General features: G+C 50.3%; 14 protein-coding genes. 7 read left to right on the top strand and 7 right to left on the bottom strand.

Annotation, left to right across the window (positions count from 1 at the left end; genetic code table 11):
* The first annotated feature begins 86 nt into the window (after positions 1 to 86).
* From L6442_RS31185 to L6442_RS31175, 3 genes are all read left to right on the top strand, one after another.
* The gene (locus L6442_RS31185) at positions 87 to 3107 is read left to right on the top strand and encodes a glycoside hydrolase family 2 TIM barrel-domain containing protein (RefSeq protein WP_212981359.1); all 3021 of its coding nucleotides are present in this window, start codon (positions 87 to 89) and stop codon (positions 3105 to 3107) included.
* A gap of 184 nt (positions 3108 to 3291) precedes the next feature.
* Positions 3292 to 3549, top strand: coding sequence for a DUF4097 family beta strand repeat-containing protein (locus L6442_RS31180; RefSeq protein WP_272880303.1), 258 nt, complete (start codon positions 3292 to 3294; stop codon positions 3547 to 3549).
* Positions 3550 to 3668: 119 nt separating this feature from the next.
* On the top strand, positions 3669 to 3887 hold the full coding sequence (locus L6442_RS31175; protein ID WP_212981361.1) for a hypothetical protein: 219 nt from the start codon (positions 3669 to 3671) through the stop codon (positions 3885 to 3887).
* Between the two features lie 431 nt (positions 3888 to 4318).
* Here the strand turns inward: L6442_RS31175 and L6442_RS31170 are convergent, their stop codons facing one another.
* The 3 genes from L6442_RS31170 to fumC form a co-directional block, all read right to left on the bottom strand.
* Complete coding sequence (locus L6442_RS31170; RefSeq protein ID WP_212981362.1) at positions 4319 to 5146, bottom strand: alpha/beta fold hydrolase; 828 nt, start codon at positions 5144 to 5146, stop codon at positions 4319 to 4321.
* Positions 5146 to 6120: a MerR family transcriptional regulator gene (locus L6442_RS31165; RefSeq protein ID WP_212981363.1), complete on the bottom strand. Its 975-nt coding sequence runs from the start codon at positions 6118 to 6120 to the stop codon at positions 5146 to 5148. The genes L6442_RS31170 and L6442_RS31165 overlap by 1 nt, the downstream gene beginning before the upstream one ends.
* A 193-nt stretch (positions 6121 to 6313) precedes the next feature.
* Positions 6314 to 7702, bottom strand: a complete 1389-nt coding sequence (gene fumC, locus L6442_RS31160) for a class II fumarate hydratase (RefSeq protein ID WP_194231769.1) — start codon at positions 7700 to 7702, stop codon at positions 6314 to 6316.
* A 479-nt stretch (positions 7703 to 8181) separates the two neighbouring features.
* On the opposite strand from fumC, the gene L6442_RS31155 reads away from it, so the two are divergent.
* The gene (locus L6442_RS31155; RefSeq protein WP_212981364.1) at positions 8182 to 9438 is read left to right on the top strand and encodes an alkaline phosphatase; all 1257 of its coding nucleotides are present in this window, start codon (positions 8182 to 8184) and stop codon (positions 9436 to 9438) included.
* A gap of 87 nt (positions 9439 to 9525) precedes the next feature.
* Here the strand turns inward: L6442_RS31155 and L6442_RS31150 are convergent, their stop codons facing one another.
* Both L6442_RS31150 and L6442_RS31145 read right to left on the bottom strand, forming a co-directional pair.
* On the bottom strand, positions 9526 to 11070 hold the full coding sequence (locus L6442_RS31150) for a DHA2 family efflux MFS transporter permease subunit (RefSeq protein WP_212981365.1): 1545 nt from the start codon (positions 11068 to 11070) through the stop codon (positions 9526 to 9528).
* A gap of 19 nt (positions 11071 to 11089) precedes the next feature.
* Positions 11090 to 11725, bottom strand: coding sequence for an HlyD family secretion protein (locus tag L6442_RS31145; RefSeq protein WP_212981366.1), 636 nt, complete (start codon positions 11723 to 11725; stop codon positions 11090 to 11092).
* A gap of 179 nt (positions 11726 to 11904) precedes the next feature.
* Here L6442_RS31145 and L6442_RS31140 point away from each other — a divergent pair, with 179 nt between their 5' ends.
* From L6442_RS31140 to L6442_RS31130, 3 genes are all read left to right on the top strand, one after another.
* Positions 11905 to 12459 (top strand): NAD(P)H-dependent oxidoreductase, encoded by a 555-nt coding sequence (locus L6442_RS31140; protein ID WP_212981367.1) that lies wholly within the window; start codon positions 11905 to 11907, stop codon positions 12457 to 12459.
* Positions 12460 to 12471: 12 nt separating this feature from the next.
* Positions 12472 to 12933 carry a hypothetical protein gene (locus L6442_RS31135; RefSeq protein WP_212981368.1) on the top strand — a complete coding sequence of 154 codons (462 nt, stop codon included), beginning with the start codon at positions 12472 to 12474 and terminating at the stop codon, positions 12931 to 12933.
* A gap of 335 nt (positions 12934 to 13268) precedes the next feature.
* On the top strand, positions 13269 to 14204 hold the full coding sequence (locus tag L6442_RS31130; RefSeq protein WP_212981369.1) for an alpha/beta hydrolase: 936 nt from the start codon (positions 13269 to 13271) through the stop codon (positions 14202 to 14204).
* A gap of 145 nt (positions 14205 to 14349) precedes the next feature.
* Here L6442_RS31130 and L6442_RS31125 read toward each other — a convergent pair whose 3' ends face one another.
* Together L6442_RS31125 and gdhA are read right to left on the bottom strand one after the other, a co-directional pair.
* Positions 14350 to 16218, bottom strand: coding sequence for an LTA synthase family protein (locus L6442_RS31125; RefSeq protein ID WP_212981370.1), 1869 nt, complete (start codon positions 16216 to 16218; stop codon positions 14350 to 14352).
* 447 nt (positions 16219 to 16665) lie between these two features.
* Positions 16666 to 18045 (bottom strand): NADP-specific glutamate dehydrogenase, encoded by a 1380-nt coding sequence (gdhA, locus tag L6442_RS31120; RefSeq protein ID WP_194231761.1) that lies wholly within the window; start codon positions 18043 to 18045, stop codon positions 16666 to 16668.
* Positions 18046 to 18222 lie beyond the last annotated feature (177 nt).

The following is an 18222-nucleotide window of genomic DNA, read 5'->3' as shown; positions in this document are numbered from 1 at the left end:
GTTTAAGCGTTCGCATGATCAGATCCGGCTGAAGGTGGAAAATAAGCCTGCTATCATCGTTTTCTTGCTGAGAGGAGACGGAAAAGTTGACCGTACAGCCTTACTGGGAAAACCCATCCATATTGCAAGAGCATCGCGAACAAGCCCGCGCTTCCTATATTCCGTATGGAGATGTGGAAAGCGCACGCACGGGCAAACGAGCCCGCTCACCGTGGTATCAAACACTGAATGGCAGCTGGAAGTTCCAATATAACCGGCGGGCCAAAGATATCGGCACCGATTGGACCCGGGAAACATTCGATACGACGGATTGGGATGATCTGCTTGTTCCATCTTGCTGGCAGGTACAAGGGTATGATCAGCTTCAATATACGAACGTTAATTATCCATTTCCTTATGATCCGCCATATGTGCCGGACGACAATCCTGCCGGTTTGTATGTAAGGGAGTTTCGTGTTGGCGAGAATTGGTCAGGTAAAGACACGTACATCATGTTCGAGGGTGTGAACGCTTGCTTCTATCTATGGATTAACGGAGCTTACGTCGGATACAGCCAAGGCAGCCGCGTGCCCGCAGAATTTAACATCGCTTCATATGTACGCCAAGGAAGCAATAAGATTGCCGTGATGGTGCTTAAATGGTGTGACGGCTCTTATTTGGAAGACCAGGATCAATGGCGTTATACAGGTATTTTCCGTGACGTGTATCTGCTTGCGCGCGATAAAGCCCATGTCCGCGATGTTTTCTGCCGCACGGAGCTTGCGGAGGATTTGAGATCCGCCCGGCTGCAGGTAGAGCTGGAGACAACAGGCGCTGCGGCGGTGACGGTTCAGTTGATGGACGCTCCTGGACAAGAACTGCTGAATGAGTGCCGGAATGTGGATGGCAAGCAAGTTTTCGAATTCCACATCGACTCGCCAGTACTGTGGAACGCGGAACATCATTACCTATACGAGGTGTATGTGACGAGCGGCGAGGAAGTACTGCGCTTTCGGATCGGTTTCCGGCGGATCGAGATCAAAGACGGCATCTTCCGCATCAATGGACAAGACATTAAGTTGAAGGGAGTGAACCGGCATGACTCCCATCCCGAGCTTGGTCAAACGATTCCGCTGCAGCATATGATTGAGGATCTGAAGCTCATGAAGCGCCATAACGTCAATACGATCCGCACATCCCATTATCCGAATGACCCGCGTTTCCTGGATCTGTGCGACGAGTTCGGTTTTTACGTGATCGATGAAGCGGATTTGGAGTCCCACGGCGACTATGTCGCAAAGGATGGCAACGGGGTAACGAAGCTGCCTGAATGGAAGGAAGCCTTCCTGGATCGCCAGATCCGCATGGTGGAACGGGATAAAAACCATGCTTGCGTGATTATCTGGTCGCTTGGCAATGAATCTTCTTATGGGCCAAACCATGTCGCAATGGCGGAATGGACGCAAGCCCGCGATCAGTCCAGACTCGTTCATTATGAAGGAGCATCCTTTGATCCGGAGCATGTATATGATCAGAGCAGCCTTGATATGGAGAGCCGCATGTATATGCCCGTTCCTGATTTGGAGGCATACGCAAAGGACGACAGCAAAACAAAACCGATGTTTCTCTGCGAATACAGCCATGCGATGGGGAATGGCCCGGGCGATCTCAAGGATTACTGGGAGGTTATGTATGCTTATCCCAAACTCATGGGCGGCTGCGTCTGGGAATGGGTGGACCATGGCATCAAAACGTATACCGAAGAGGGGAAACCTTTCTTCGCTTATGGCGGCGATTTCGGCGAGAAGCCGCATGACGGCAACTTCTGCATAGACGGCCTGGTAAGTCCGGACCGCAAACCGAACAACGGCTTGCTGGAGCTTAAGGAAATCTACGCTCCGGTAGCGATCGAAGCAATTGATGCCGCCAAGGGCCGGTTCAAAATTACGAACCGGTATGATTTCTCCTACTTATGGGAGCTTTCCCTCCGCTACGCTTTACGCGCCGAAGGTGAGCTGCTCCAGCAAGGGGAAATTGCCCTGCCGGAAATCGCTCCGCATGACAGCGCGGAAATTGCCGTCAACATGAATATTCCCGCGTCCGTGACAGCTGCCGTCGACCTTGAATTCAGCCTTGTTCAGAACGAGGAGCTGGCATGGGCGGAAGCTGGACATGAAGTGGCGAGCAGGCAGTTTGAAGTGAAATCCCGTACGAAGCAAGCAGGTCAAGCCGCAGCGAATGCCGCAGGTCCTTCGAGAACGATCCAGGCCGCCGAGCATGGGCGAATCCTTGTCATCGAAGGTTTTGATTTCAAGCATACGTTTGATCTAAGCTTAGGCGCCCTCACAGGCATCTCGAAGCAGGGAGTGAAGATGCTTGCTGCGCCGGCAAGCTTTCAGGTTTGGCGTGCGCCGACGGACAATGACCGCAACGAGAAGCATGCCTGGATGAGCCATGGGCTTGACCGGGCCGTCTGCAAAATTTACAGCGCCGCATGGGAACAGCCTTCCGCCGGACAGGTTACGATTAAGGTCAGCTACTCATTAGGCGGTTATTCCATCCGCAATATTTTGCATGGAACGGCTGTATGGACGTTCCTCGGGGACGGTTCGATTACGCTTAAAACCGATGTTGAGGTGAAGGAAGCGATTGATTTCCTGCCGCGATTCGGACTTCAGCTTACCATGCCGAGGGGCAACGAGGCTGTTACTTATTATGGCCTTGGACCACATGAAAGTTATGTCGATAAGAAGCTCAGCGTGAAGCGGGATGTATATCGCCTCAGTGTCGATCAAATGCATAAGGATTATATTATGCCGCAGGAAAATGGCTCCCGTTATAATACGGAATGGGCGGTTGTCGGCAATCAGCTGGGCGTGGGCCTGCTTTTCACGGCGAAGGATACCTTCTCCTTCAACGCCAGCCATTACACGCCGGAGGACTTGACGGCCGCTCAGCACAATGTCGAATTGGTCCGCCGCGACGAAACGATCGTGCATCTGGATTACAAGATGAGCGGCGTCGGCTCCAACTCTTGCGGACCGCGGCTGATTGATAAATACCAGTTCAACGAGAAGTCGTTCACCTTCGAAATGGAGATCCGTCCGGTCTTTACGGAGGATGAATAAAGAAGTTAGGGCAATAAAACACATGACATAAACAATCATATACAAACGGGCACTTCTTATTTTTCGGGAATTGTGGACTTTGTCTTACCCATACCTCGATATATAAGGGGTGCTTTTTGTTTGAAATTTGGAGGCGGGCAGCGATCGGAAGAACGGTCCGTAACCGCAGCGACCAATTCGTGCAATGCCGAAAACTAATTTCAGCACTGACGAAAAAGGCGAAATGAACATCAAAACCGAAACGGGTGATATTGGGGTCGACTATGGAACAGAGCCGTCCAATTTAAAGGTCAAGGTAGAGAATGCGAAAGGCGATACATCCGTTAACTTGGGCGGTCTATCCACGGCAAATGAAACGAACAAGGATGTCAGCGGGACGATCGGCGCCGGGGAGAACTCGCTGTATGTCAAAAGCCGATCGGGAACGATTGAGGTCAAGTAGGGGCGCTCTTCTTTTCACGCAGGTGTGATAAATGTCATCGGAAAAATGTATCTAAATTTTAAATAATATAAGGGAACAACTACGATGAAGGAAACCACTTGTGGAGGGGGCGTAAGTCGTTGGCGACCAGCGGTGGAGTGACGGAGCAAGATTACGTGATTGAGAAGGTAAGACAGGAGTTTGAGTGCAGGGTGCTGTGGTGTGAAGGACGGCCGTGCCTGGAATATGACGATCAAGAGCAGCTTGACGAAATATCGGACTATGTTAAGAGCAAGTTTGACAGGGAACTTTTCGAAGTGTTTTTTACTGCCATTGAGAGTCTTCCCCAGGATTACTAAATAGTTCATATAACCGGTTGTGCGGTAGATGATTATATTCGGCGAGATGCAAAGCGACCTTTTGGGGGCCGCTTTTTTTGACATATAAGAAAGTATAAACTTCCGGGGTCCCCGCAAAGTAATCGGAATAAGCTTCAAAGGCTACACGTCACTCAGTACTTTTGCTCCGCAAAAGCGCCCCTCTTCGAGGGTCGTCGGAATTCTTTCCGATACTCTTTGTGGGGTTATTTTGTTGTTCTAACGAAACCAGCAATCGTTATTTAGGCAAAATGGCCCTTTAAAATAATCTAACGAAACCTGGAATCGCTATTGATCAAAATAAACCGTGATGAAGCCGGGTTTCGCCCGAATAACGATTGGGAGTTTCGTTACATTTGAAAAGGCCCCGTTTTTGGGGGAATAGCGGTTCCCAGATTCGTTAGCGGCATAAACTAGAGATTTTCCTTCACAAAACTGTCGATCGTTTCCGATAAACGCTCGGGGCACTGCTCCATAAGCACATGTCCATAACCTTCATAAATCTCCGTGCGGACATTAGGCAAATGAGCCTGATACTTGGCAAAAACCCGCTTAGGTATCATCCGATCCTTTGTGCCATAAACCAGCAGGGATGGGAGCGTAATTTGGGGTACATGATCAGATATGACTCCTGTATCGTCATCGGCAAGCGATTTGGCAATGATATCCGGAGTGTTTGGGTGGGTGTACGGCATAGTCCAATTTTCCATGAAATCCGGAGTGATGCGGTCAAGTGGAAGCGCCAGTATTCGGGATAATGTTTTGGGCTTCATCTGACTGCGCATGGCTCTGCGGAACATGCCGTTCATCCAACCTTTTCGGGCGGCCCACCTGACGGGAGGGATAACGCCTTGCCTGAAGCCATCGGGAGCAATCAGCATCAAGCTTTGGATCAGATGGGGAGCTTCCAGCGCGATATGAGTCGCAACCTCTCCTCCAAGGGAATGCCCGGCCAAATGGACAGGACCGCACCCAAGAGATTCGATTGCCGATATCAGACGTAATGCTTGGGCGCGCTTGGAGTATGGAACGTCTATCGGTTTGTCACTGAATCCGGCACCCAACATATCCGGACAATAGACACGGTAAGATTGAGCGAGATGGGCAGCCACATTCCGCCAACAGTAATGATAGGCAGCCGTACCATGCAAAAGAATGACGGGAGTCTTGTTTTGCGAACCGTAAACAGCAATATGTATATTGCCCTCAGGCAGAGAGACATGGAGTGGGGTTATGCTCATTATCTTTCACCTCTAAGATTGATATGTTCAGGGTTTGCGATTAACCATTCAACAGTCTGGCGGATCATCGTCTGCGAGTCGAAAAAAGGTACAAGCGAAGGGCTAAGAGTTACGACCAGTTCCCACCATTCCTGAATGCGCGCGGAGGTCATGCGATTGGCCTGCTCGATAAACAACCGCAGCTGTTCCAGGTTCAGCGGCACATCGGCGTTTTGGAATAATGAGATGTAATCCAATGCGGCTCTGTGCATTTCCGGGCTTTGTTCCGACGCCCCTTTTTGTATAAGCGAAATGACGGCGTCCGTTACTTGCTTGTATTTTGTCTGCCATGGCGAAGCGTCGATGTGATTCTGCCGGACAGCCTCCCAGAAGGGGCTTAGCTTCTGTCTGATTTCTGCGGTAAAGGTTGTATCAGACAGCATCGCCTTCATTCGGGTCCAGGCGGCAAGCTGGATTTCGGTTAAATCCTGCTGCTCAGGCGTAAAATCGATATAAGCAGCGAGCATTTGCTCCCGCCAATCCGGGGAAAGCTCCGGCTCTACGAAGGCTTGGTGCATTTTTGCTGCGATAAAATCTTTGCGTTTCCGGCTCGATTTATGGATGATCTCCGAGATGTCATGCAAAAATTGCAGCTGGGATTCGGGTTGATGCTGTTGATCGGCCTGAATCAGGATCCGTTTCATCCGCTCAAGATGGTCCAGTTGATGCTGGATTGCTTCGATCTGCCACTTGATCGATGTGGACACAGGCAGTTCATGTTGAAGCATTTGCTTGATTTCATTGATTTTGAATCCTAAATACCGCAAAAACAAAATCAGCTCAAGCTGCCATATGTCTTCCTGATTGTAATATCGATAACCTGCTTCGCTGACATGGGAAGCCGAAAGCAGATGAATGTCATCGTAATAGCGGATTGTTTTTATGGTCGCTCCGGTCAGTTTCGATACTTCGCCGATTGAGTAGTATTTTTCCACCTTGGTTTATTCCGCCTCCTTTTCTTGATTATCAGTATAAAGTCTCCTGTTGCTGGAGAGTCAAGACGAGAAGTAGAGAGGAACGCCCCAGAGAAAACAAAACAAGCTGGCTCCGGCATAAGTACCGGACCAGCTTGCTCTATAAAGGATGTCATTATAATTATTAAGTGGGACTTGATTGAAGTGAACAAGCCTACTCTTTCGGATGGATCATTTGCTCCGGACGCACGACGGCATCAAACTGCTCTTCCGTCAGCAGATTGCTCTTCAAGGCGGCTTCCTTAAGCGTCAGGCCTTCTTTATGAGCCAGCTTGGCTACCTTGGCGGCATTTTCATAGCCGATATGCGGGTTGAGCGCCGTAACCAGCATCAGCGATTGGTTCAGGTTGCGGTCGATCACGGAACGGTTCGGTTCGATACCCACCGCACAGTGGTCGTTAAAGGAAACCATGGCGTCAGCCAGCAAACGTGCCGATTGCAGGAAGTTATAAATGATAACCGGCTTGAATACGTTCAGCTCGAAATTGCCTTGGCTGGCGGCAAAACCGATAGCCGCATCGTTGCCCATCACCTGGCATACAACCATCGTCATCGCTTCGCTTTGAGTCGGATTCACTTTACCTGGCATGATGGAGCTTCCCGGCTCGTTGGCAGGGATGGTCAGTTCGCCAATGCCGCAGCGTGGACCGCTGGCCAGCCAGCGCACATCGTTGGCGATTTTCATGAGATCAGCAGCAAGCGCTTTCAGCGCGCCGTGAACATATACGAGCTCGTCATGGCTTGTCAACGCGTGGAATTTGTTGGCCGCGGAGGTGAAGGTTTTGCCAGTCAGCTTGCTGATGTTGGCCGCCGTCATTTCCCCGAATTTCGGATGGGCGTTGATGCCTGTACCTACAGCCGTTCCGCCGATGGCGAGTTCACGCAGTGCTTCGATGCTGGCGCGGATCATGCCTTCGCTTTTTTCCAGCATGCGGTGCCAGCCGCTGATTTCTTGTCCAAGCGTAAGCGGAGTAGCGTCCTGCAGATGCGTTCTGCCGATTTTGATGATATCCATATACTCTTCGCTTTTCGTGCGGAACGTTTCCTTTAATTTGGCGATGGCCGGAAGCACTTGCTCTTCCACGGCAATCAGCGCCGCGATATGCATCGCTGTCGGGAACGTATCGTTGGAGCTTTGCGATTTGTTGACGTCATCGTTCGGGTGAATGCGCTGCTCGCTGCCTTTTTCCTGCAGCATTTGGTTGGCGCGGTTGGCGATAACCTCATTTACGTTCATATTGGACTGGGTGCCGCTTCCGGTTTGCCATACAGCCAGCGGGAAGTGATCGTTCAGCTTGCCTTCGATAACCTCATCGGCGGCCGCAATGATGGCATCTGCCTTCTCAGCGTCCAGCTTGCCCAGTTCTTTGTTGGCGAGAGCCGCGCTTTTTTTCAGGATCGCAAATTCGCGGATCAGTTCAAGCGGCATTTTTTCCGTGCCGATTTTGAAATTTTCAAAGCTCCGCTGCGTTTGGGCTGCCCACAGCTTGTCCGCAGGAACTTTAATTTCACCGATGGTGTCTCTTTCAACTCTGAATTCCACTTGCATTTCCTCCTTCACCACTCGTGAGTTCATATTCAATTCGAGAGGTCCACTTCCAAGCAATCCTTTTGATGAAATAGACCCGCCTGATATGAAATATATCATACTCTCACTACCAGTTAAAATGAGATTTATGAAATTTGAGGAAAGGGAAACCTCCCATAAAGCGAAAAAAGTGCAGATCATACATAAAATTAACATTTATTAGCATTTATTTTAATGGTTTGTTTCTAAGATATAAGAGAGGACTAACTCTAAGAAAAACGCATCCTGATATCGCAAGAAAAACTACAGCTAAAGGTGGTCTGTCTGCTGTGATAGTACGTCAATAGACGTTTTTCTTAAGATATCAGAAAGTATAACTTCAGGGGAAACGCATCCTGATATCGCAAGAAAAACTACAGCTAAAGGTGGTCTGTCTGCTGTGATAGTACGTCAATAGACGTTTTTCTTATTGGCATTCATCTGAAGGAGGAAAAATGATGAAAAGAAAGAAACGGAGCATTGTACAAGCTGCATTCTGCCTTACGGCGGCTGCAAGTCTGGTTATTGCCGGAGGAACCGTTCAAGCTAAAGGGAACGCGGCGCCCGTGAAAGCGAAAAATGTGATCCTTTTTGTCGGAGACGGTATGGGAGCGGCGCAGCGTGATGCCATCCGCCTGAATACAGTCGGTTTAAACGGCAAACTTCAGATGGATGACATGCCTTATTCGGCGTTTCTCCGCACGCATTCTACGGTGGCTGTCACCGACTCGGCCGCTGCGGGAACGGCGATTGCGAGCGGTGTTAAAACGTATAACGGCGCCGTAGGCGTCGATGTGAATAAAAAGCCGGTCAAAACCGTGCTTGAAGTTGCCAAAGATCTCGGCAAATCCACAGGTCTTGTTACGACAAGCCAGATCACGGATGCGACGCCGGCGGTATTCGGTTCCCATGTAGAGGACCGTTCGCAGCAAAGCAAAATCGCGAAGCAGTATTTGGACAACAGCAAGGTGGATGTGCTGCTAGGGGGCGGAGAAGATTTCTGGTATCCAAAAGGCAGCCCGGGAAAATTCCCGGATCATCCAGCTGAAGATCCGTCCGAGGAAAGCAAAGGTACGGAAGGAAATCTCGTCGAGCATGCCCAAAAACTCGGCTATCAATATGTCACCAGCAAGGAAGAATTGCAAAAAGCGAAAAACGGCAAAATCCTCGGCCTATTCGCCAATGAAGAGATGTTCCAGCAAAAACCCGAAGGCGAAGGGGATATCTACAATCCAGTCGTGCCGCTGAAGGACATGACGCAAAAAGCGCTCGATACGCTCTCCACGAATAAAAAGGGCTTTTTCCTGATGGTTGAAGAGGAAGGAACCGACGAAATGGCGCATGAAAACAACGCCAAGCTGACCATCAAAGCCGGACAGGAACTCGACAAGGCCGTAGGCGTGGCCAAGGAATTCGCCAAGAAACATCCGGATACGCTGGTATTGGTGTTGGCTGACCATGAAACCGGCGGTTTTGCCCTGGAAGCTGCGGATGACAAGGATGAGTCCGGCGACGGGATTTCGAAGGAAGACGGACCGTTTACGATCTACGGCTCCAAAGAGCAGTTTTACGTGGATTGGACAACAGCAGGCCATACCGGCGTGGACATTCCGCTGACAGCGATGGGTAGCGGAGCCGAGCTCTTCACAGGGGTGCATGAAAATACGTATGTGCATGACGCGATTTTGAAGTTATGGGGAATCAAGAAATAGGCGGAGCAAATCAATAGCATAAAACCAAGCTGAATATTAAGCTAAAGGCCGCTCTTTTCGTACAGAGCGGCTTTTGGTATTACGCCGTTATTTGGCGTGCCTGGTTTTCTTGGGCTTGCGGGCCCTGCGCAGGAAGAAGGAGAGGATCAAGGCGATAACGGCAATCCAGGTGGCGACGATAAAAGCATCGTTGATCCCTTCGATCGTACCCTTTTGCGTAACGATCCCGAATACGCTTTGCAAGGCCAGGCCGTATCCCGCTTCCGCAGGAACTCCGGCGGTGGCGGCAATATTTTGCCCAAGCGCCGCCAGATCCTCAGTCAGAAAAAGATTGTCGGGCGTATAGTGATTGCCTGCCTCCGCGATATGCAGCGTCGAACGGGTTGTCATCACCGTGACGAGCAGTGCGGTTCCGATTGATCCCGCCACCTGCCGCATCGTGTTGGACATGGCCGTGCCGTGAGCCCCGAGTCGGGGCGGGAGCTGATTCAGCCCTTCGGTTTGCACGGACATCATGATCAGCGACATGCCGAAACTGCGAATAGTGTATAGCAGCATCAGATGGGTGAAAGAGGTGTCCGAGGTCAACCTGCTGAATTCGAATGTCGTGATCGCTGTAATGGCGAGTCCGACAATCGCCAGCGGACGCGCTCCGGTCTTATCGAAAATCGCGCCGGAGATCGGTGACATCACCCCCATCAGCAGCGCTCCCGGCAGGAGCAATAGGCCGGATTGAAGGGGCGTAAAGCCGCGGATGTTCTGCAGATAGATCGGGAGCAGCAGCATCGCGCCGAACATCGCCATATTGACCAGGCCGCCGATAATCGTCGAGAAGGTGAAGATATCGTATTTGAATACGCGAAAGTCCAGCATCGGCACTTCCATCCTCAGCTCGCGTACGACGAATAGAACGATAAAAACGGCACCGACAAACAAGGAACCAAGCACAGTAGCGCTTACCCAGCCTTTATCGCCCGCGGAACTGAAGCCGTACAGAAGCGAACCAAAGCCGAGCGTCGAAAAGGCGACTCCCCAAAAATCGAACTGCGGTTTGGTGAGCCGGTTGACGTTGGTCAGCCAACGGAAAGCAAAAAGAATGTCCAGTACCGCCAGAGGAATGACCATAATGAACAAAATACGCCATGTGTAATGCTCCACGATCCAGCCGGACAGGGTAGGACCGAGCGCGGGGGCAAACATCATGGCAATCCCCATCGTTCCCATCGCTGTGCCCCTCTTTTCGGGCGGGAAAACCGTCAGGAACACGTTCATTACCACAGGCATGATGATGCCTGCACCGCTGGCCTGGACCACCCGTCCGACCAGCATCAGGACAAATGAACTGCTGGTTGCGCATATGACCGCACCGGCAGTAAAAAGCCCCATAGCGGTCATAAACAGCGCCCGCGTACCGTAGGATTCAATCAAAAAAGCCGTTACAGGCACAAGCACGCCGTTAACCAGCATATAGGCGGTGGAGAGCCACTGCACGGTAGTCGCGGACACGTTGAATTCATTCATTAAATGGGGGATGGCCACGTTCAACAGCGTCTGGTTCAGAATGGAGACGAAAGCTCCAAGCATCAGCACGGTCAGCGTGCGCCCCATATGAAATTCTTGTTCATTTGCCATGGCAGGAACCTTCCCCCTTCTAGATGTGAATTCGGACGGTAGCGCTCATGCCTGGGACAAGTCCGAGACCTTTATAACCTTCAATGCTGATCACAATGGGTACGACTTGCGTGACTTTAGTGTAGTTGGCGGTTGCGTTGGTGCTTGGAAACATGGAGAACGTGGAGGCTGTAGCCAAGCCGATCTGATCGATTTTGCCGGAGAGCGTTGTGTCAGGGTATGCATCCACATATACGTCGACCGTTTGGCCGACCTTGATTTTGTTCAGCTTGGTTTCTTCGATATTGGCGGTAATCCACAGATTATCCAGATTGAAAGCTCTTGCCAGCGAGGTGCCCGGCGCCACGAAGGAATGAGGAATTGCGTTTTGCTGCACGATCGTGGAACTGAGGGGAAACGTGATATTCACTTTGGTTCCCTGCGCAACCACGCTGCCGACCACATCGCCCGTTTTATAATAATGCCCGACTTGCCCGTTCCAGCTGTCCAGCTTGCCAGCTACCGGAGCGGCGATAGATACGGCTTGCCCGGTCACTTGCGCATTATCTGTTTTAACGTAGCTGGATGTCTGATTGTAATAGTAGATCGCCGCCCCGCCCAACGCGAGTACGATAATAACGACGATGACATTGACAAGAAGCGCGCGAGAGTTCATACGTGAGTTCTCCTCCTAAAATGGTTGCTGGGTATTGCCAATTAAACTGAGCATCCCCTAAAAGAAAAACGAATATTCAGCTGCGCCGGATTTTGCTTGCATTCAAGGGCATCCAAGGATAATCGGGGAGCTTATGGGAATAAATAAGAAATCAAAGCATGAACAGGGGGATATTCCGCATGAAGATCTATGTGGTTTACGACAGCGAAAATGGACATACCGAAGCGCTTGCACGTTCCGTGGCTGAGGGCGCAAGCGAGGTGGAAGGGGCACAGACGGAGGTGGCTCATGTCAATGAGGCCGATGTCTACAAGCTGGAGGAAATGGATGCTATTATTTGGGGCTGCCCGGGTCATTTCGGCACCATCAGCGCCGGACTCAAAACCTGGATCGACCGCTTGGGTTATTTATGGGCCCAAGGCAAGCTGATCGGAAAAGTAGGCGCGGTCTTCTGCACGACGGCTACGGTTCACGGCGGTTTGGAATCGACATTAATCAACCTCATTACACCTATGCTTCATAACGGGATGATCATCGTCGGGCTGCCTGGGAACATTCCGGAAAATGCCTTGTACGGTTCCTATTACGGCGTTGGCGTTACCTGCCCCGTGGAGCTGTCGGATGAAGATCCGAAAAATTTGCCAAGCGACAACGATCTGATTCTTGGACGCGCTCTGGGCAGACGAGTAGCTGAGGTAACCGGAAAGCTGGTTGCGTCATCTGCCGCAAGGTAGGGTGAATGGCATATGGTAATTGCATTTATTGTCCTGGCTGTCGCGGCGCTTATTTTTCTGTTCATTTATAATTCCCGCGTCTCCAGAAAAGCCGGGAAACGGGTCGAGATCGAGGATGAACCGGTCCGCCCCGATGGCCCAGAGACAAAGGCGGCCCCTGCGGAGCTGCCAGCGGGAAAAACGACTGGGGAGGTTCCGTCTGAATCCGGGATGAGGCATGCCATGAAAGCGGCAGCCCCCAGGGCTTTGGATCAAACGGCGCTGAAGGAAGCGGAGCTTGAAGCGCACCGGTCCGCGAGCGGCAATGATCAGGCTTATCGAGAGGCGCTCCGCAAATTTGCAGGGTATGCTCCCGATACGGAAAAGCGCGGCCCGGAAGTTTCCACGCAGCCCGAGCCCAGCTCCGATGAAGCCTATCGCCAAGCATTGCGGGCGATGGCACGTGGCAAAGAGGATCCCAAAGATACTCCATGAGTGAACTTTGTTTCGAAAAATGGAGTGAACAGCAGCTGCAGCGGGCATCGCCTTGCACGCTGCTTTTTTGACATAGCAGAAAGTATAAACTTCCGGGGTCCCCGCAAAGTAATCGGAATAAGCTTCAAAAGCTACACGTCACTCAGTACTTTTGCTTTGCAAAAGCGCCCCTCTTCGAGAGTCGTCGGACTTCTTTCCGATACTCTTTGTGGGGTTACTTTGCTCATATAGAACATTCTATTTGTCATAAAGCGGCGGCGGATGTTATTTTAAAATGGTGATTGATTCCATCAAATATATGTCAGCAATGATTCAAAGGTCAGTGGGAGGGAAACATGACGACAGCAGCAACGGTGATCGCATGTGTCATTTTAATCGTACTGGTGATGCTTGCGGCAGCTGGTATGTATTTTTATCATGTCGGCATTAGACGGAGCCGCAAGGTATTCCTGGACGAAGATCCGGCTTTGGCTAAAGTGGATCATCCCTGGGAGCAGGAAGAGGAGTGGCTGAACAGCCAGCCGCTTGAAATCATACATATCAAGGCCGAAGACGGACTTCCGTTAACAGGTTACTATATCCCGGCGGCGCAGCCGTCGAAACGAACCGTGATCGTGGTCCATGGTTATTCCAGCCAGGGCAGGGAAATGGGGGCATTCGCCAAGTTTTATCATGAAATGGGCTTCAATGTGCTGATGCCGGATAACCGGGGACACGGGCAAAGCGGCGGGGACTACATTGGTTTTGGCTGGCCCGACCGAAGGGATATCATGCAGTGGATTCGTTATCTGCTGCAGCGGAGCGGGCCGGACATGGCCATAACCTTGCATGGGGTTTCGATGGGGGGAGCCACGGTGCTGATGACTAGCGGCGAAGATTTGCCGGAGCAGGTCAAATGCATTGTGTCAGATTGCGCTTATTCCTCGGTGAAGGATATTTTGACGTATCAGCTAAAACAAATGTACAAGCTGCCGCCGTTTCCGCTGCTGCCGGTGACCAGCCTGATCTGCAAGCTGCGCTCGGGTTATTTTTTCGGAGAGGGATCGGCGCTCACGCAGGTGGCTAAAACACGGCTGCCGATATTGTTTATTCACGGGGATCAGGATAGCTTTGTTCCGTTTGCGATGGTTCACCCCCTGGTCGCGGCAGCCGGAGGAGAAAAGGAACTGTACGTGGTACCCGGAGCGGTACATGCCAACGCATATTTTGTGAATAAACAAGAGTATGTCAAGCGCATAAGCGGCTTTATTAATCGATATCTGAAGAAATGAGCGAATGAACCGCATTGGGTTCGGATAGGTCTTTCGGAATAAAAGGAGCCTCGTCCCATACAGGGCGAGGCTTCTTTGCGGGCAATTGGCTTCTTAGAAAGTACGCCGATAGACCGTTTTTCTACCGCTGCCAAATTCCTTGAAACTATTTCTTCGGCTGCTGGTTTACATAGCTGTCGGATAAGTTCAGCAGCTTCAGGGCGCGGTGGTATTCGTCCTCCGTCGTGCCTTGACCAATGGAACTCTGACCGGTCAGCGGATATTGGGTGCCGTCTTCATAGCCGTTTCCTGACATAAACATGGCGTTATCGTTCAGGAAAGAACCTGTCGGCAGGTAATAGCGTTCGGGCAGCAGATTATAAGTCTGGTTAAGAAGGTCCTGCCCGAAATGAATATAACCCCTCATGGAGATACCCAGCAAATTGGCTACCGTCGGCATAATATCCACCTGCCCGCCAACTTCATCGCGGATTTGCTCATGCGGTACGCCGCTGCCGGCAATGACGAGCGGAATATTGAGCATGTCGGTATATGAATATTCCTGTCCGTAAATTTCCTCCATCAGCTGTTTGTCATCATGATCGAGCGAATAAATCGGCAGCCCCATATGATCCCCGTAAATGACGATCAGGCTGTCTTCCCAGAGGCCTTTTTGCTTGAGCTCGTCGATCAACTGCCCCAGCGCGTAATCCGCATAGTTCTGAGCCCGGATATAATCTCCGACGAAGGTGCCTTGATAGCGTTTGGGCAGCTCCATTTTGTGTTTGTTTGCCGGAATGGTAAACGGATGATGCGCCGACATCGAAATGATTTGGGCATAAAACGGCTTATCCTCACGGTCCATCTCCCGAAGCTTGTCAGTTGACTTTGCGTACAGCACTTCATCCGAAGCTCCGAAGAACACCGGATCCTCTTGCCCAAAGAAGGATTGGTCATAATAATGCTGGAAGCCAAGTGAAGAGTACAGCTCCCCGCGGTTCCAGAACTGCACGGCGTTCGTATGCAAAGTCAAGGTGTTGTACCCGTGCTGCTCCAACAGCCGCGGCAGGCTCGGCAGTTTTTTATCAACGTATCTCTGGGTCGCGGCGCCGTCGGGCGGAATATAAAAAGACGTGTTGACGACGAATTCGGCATCCGATGTATTTCCTTGTCCCACCTGCTGCATAAAGTTTGTGAAATACAGATTTTCGTTCGCAAGCTTGTTCATATTCGGTGTGATTTCCTGGCCGTCGATTTTCAGGTTGATCAGGAAATTCTGGAATGACTCCAGCTGAACGATAATCAGGTTCTTTCCCTTCGCGTTTCCAAAATATTTCGGATTCTCGGGTACAGCGATTCCTTTCAGCTTGTTGATGGAAGCCTGGGTAATGTTCTCCAGCGGCACAAGCGGTTCCTTTTTAAGCGATAGAATCGTGTAGGCCTCGTAATTGAGAATGCCCATCTGCTGGGCTTTTTTTATTTCGTTCATGCTGGCCCGGTTCGGCAAAACATTAAACAGGCAAATCACCAGGCACACCATAAATCCGGCAAATACGTAGCTTTTTTTGGGCTTGTACTTGATGCTGCTTTTCCATTCCTTCATGCGGCGGCTTTTGGGCATCAGTGCAAGCAGGACGATGATGTCGGCGAAAACGAGCAGATAATAAGGATCCATAAGCGAAATGACGCTGCCCTTAACTTCCGTGACCTGATTGACCTGCGCAAGGGCATGGTAAGTAACAATAACGCCGAAATACTTGAAATACATAATGACCGCAAAAAATACGCCGGTTAGGATCAGATTCACAATTGTATAGGCCATCAGCTTTCGCTTGGTGGCAGACCATTCAACCAGGCAAAATAAAAGCCAAATAAAAGGCACTTCCGTGACCAGCAGCTTCCATGGCAACCAGTCTCCAAACGTCACTGCCCAGGCGAGATATCCTTTCACCAGCAAAATGATCGTGAAGAGAACGAACGGCTTCTTGAAAAATCGGGCAAAAGATTTATGTGTCACGATACGGTTTCCCTCCATTGCAAAACAATCGGCCAACCCAAAGCCGGCGGCCATGAAAAAGACATGGCAAGGACGATACAAAAGGACTAACAGTTCTTAAGGGTTATATCAATAAAGGTATTATGACCCCCTGAAGATAAGAAGTCAAAGTTGGAAAAAAGGTTTATTTTCATAGAAAACAAGGCATTTGGGCATATAATCCGCGGTTGTTTTACATACATGGACAAAAATGATCCACAAAAACTGTAAACGGCGCTTTACGCATGGTCTATATATAGACGATAGAATTTGATTTATCCATTCATTGTACCCCTGAAGCGGCGGATCGATTTTAACAAAATTTCGAAAAAAGAACATGTGCGAAGAAAAATTGAAGTGTCGGATCTTTTTTGTAAAGGAGATAATATAATAAGAGCACCCGGTTTTCCGGATGCTCTTATCATTAATATAGACATAAGATCGATTTTAGATCACGCCTTGAGCGATCATTGCATCAGCAACCTTGACGAAACCGGCAATGTTGGCGCCGACTACCAGGTTGCCCGGATAGCCGTACTGCTCGGCTGCTTGGGCGCTGTTGTTATAAATATTGATCATGATTTGATGCAGCTTCTCGTCGACTTCTTCAAATGTCCATGAAGTGCGGATGCTGTTTTGGGACATTTCCAGCGCGGATACGGCTACGCCGCCGGCATTGGCTGCCTTGGCAGGTCCGAAAAGAACGCCGTTTTCCAGGAATACGTCAATAGCTGCCAGCGTCGAAGGCATATTTGCGCCTTCCGCCACCGCTTTGACGCCGTTTCTTACGAGCAATTGCGCAGCTTCTGCATCGATTTCGTTCTGGGTTGCGCATGGAAGAGCGATGTCGCAAGGAATGCTCCAAATATTCGAACAGCCTTCGAAGTATTGCGCGCCCGGATGTTCTTTTACGTAATCGCTGATCCGCTTTCTTTCCACTTCTTTCAGCTTTTGCACCGTCTCGAAGTTGATGCCTTCCGGATCATACACATAACCGCTGGAATCGCTGCATGCCACGACCTTGGCGCCGAATTGGGCAGCTTTTTGGATCGCATAGATAGCTACGTTGCCGGAGCCTGATACAACGACTGTTTTGCCTTCAAGGCTGTCGCCCTTATCCTTCAGCATTTCATTCACGAAGTAAACGGTACCGTACCCGGTCGCTTCCGGACGGGCCAAGCTACCGCCGTAAGGAATGCCTTTACCTGTCAGAACGCCAGCTTCGTTGCCGCCGCGGATCCGTTTGTATTGCCCGAACAAAAATCCGATCTCACGTGCGCCTACGCCAATATCGCCTGCAGGAACGTCAACGTCGGAACCGATATATTTATACAGCTCGGTCATGAAGCTTTGGGTGAAACGCATCACTTCCGCGTCCGATTTGCCTTTAGGATCGAAGTCGGATCCGCCTTTGCCGCCGCCGATGGGTTGGCCAGTCAAGGAGTTTTTCAAAATCTGTTCAAAACCGAGAAATTTGATAATGCTGGAGTTTACAGAGGGGTGAAAGCGAAGTCCGCCCTTGTAAGGGCCAATGGCGCTGTTGAACTGCACGCGGTAGCCGCGGTTGACGCGCACGTTCCCTTGATCGTCGACCCAAGGTACGCGGAAGATAATCAGTCTTTCAGGTTCAACCAGACGTTCCAAAATGCCGTTTTCCATATATTTGGGTTCTTTGGCAAGCACGGGAACCAGAGAGTCAAGGATTTCCTTTACGGCTTGGTGAAATTCGCTTTCGTTCGGGTTCCGTTTGCAAACCGTTTCGAAGACTTCGTTCACGTAAGCCTTGGCTTTCTTTTCAGCGGGTAACTCTACATGCAAAAATGTCATTGGCTTCTCTCCTATTCCTAGATTCAAGATTACAGAATGCAAAACATTAAGTGATCTTAGTGCTTACGCATTCTGTAAGCATGAATCTGTATTTAAACAGAAATTATACACGAGAGTGCCAGAAATCTTCAACCCTTTAATACTTTAAATAGTCATTGAAAATTTATTTTTTTATTT

Origin of the sequence: Paenibacillus azoreducens (assembly GCF_021654775.1) — a bacterium.
Taxonomy (GTDB): Bacteria; Bacillota; Bacilli; order Paenibacillales; family Paenibacillaceae; genus Paenibacillus_AQ; species Paenibacillus_AQ azoreducens.
Note: the sequence above shows the minus strand (reverse complement) of the source record. Positions and strands in the feature narration are given on the sequence as shown.

Bases quoted from the DNA above. Each gene is read 5' to 3' on its own strand.
- L6442_RS31180 (WP_272880303.1), top strand. From the start codon at position 3,292: ATGCCGAAAACTAATTTCAGCACTGACGAAAAAGGCGAAATGAACATC.
- L6442_RS31170 (WP_212981362.1), bottom strand. From the start codon at position 5,146: ATGAGCATAACCCCACTCCATGTCTCTCTGCCTGAGGGCAATATACAT.
- L6442_RS31155 (WP_212981364.1), top strand. From the start codon at position 8,182: ATGATGAAAAGAAAGAAACGGAGCATTGTACAAGCTGCATTCTGCCTT.
- L6442_RS31150 (WP_212981365.1), bottom strand. From the start codon at position 11,070: ATGGCAAATGAACAAGAATTTCATATGGGGCGCACGCTGACCGTGCTG.
- L6442_RS31145 (WP_212981366.1), bottom strand. From the start codon at position 11,725: ATGAACTCTCGCGCGCTTCTTGTCAATGTCATCGTCGTTATTATCGTA.
- L6442_RS31140 (WP_212981367.1), top strand. From the start codon at position 11,905: ATGAAGATCTATGTGGTTTACGACAGCGAAAATGGACATACCGAAGCG.
- L6442_RS31135 (WP_212981368.1), top strand. From the start codon at position 12,472: ATGGTAATTGCATTTATTGTCCTGGCTGTCGCGGCGCTTATTTTTCTG.
- L6442_RS31130 (WP_212981369.1), top strand. From the start codon at position 13,269: ATGACGACAGCAGCAACGGTGATCGCATGTGTCATTTTAATCGTACTG.
- L6442_RS31125 (WP_212981370.1), bottom strand. From the start codon at position 16,218: ATGGAGGGAAACCGTATCGTGACACATAAATCTTTTGCCCGATTTTTC.
- gdhA (WP_194231761.1), bottom strand. From the start codon at position 18,045: ATGACATTTTTGCATGTAGAGTTACCCGCTGAAAAGAAAGCCAAGGCT.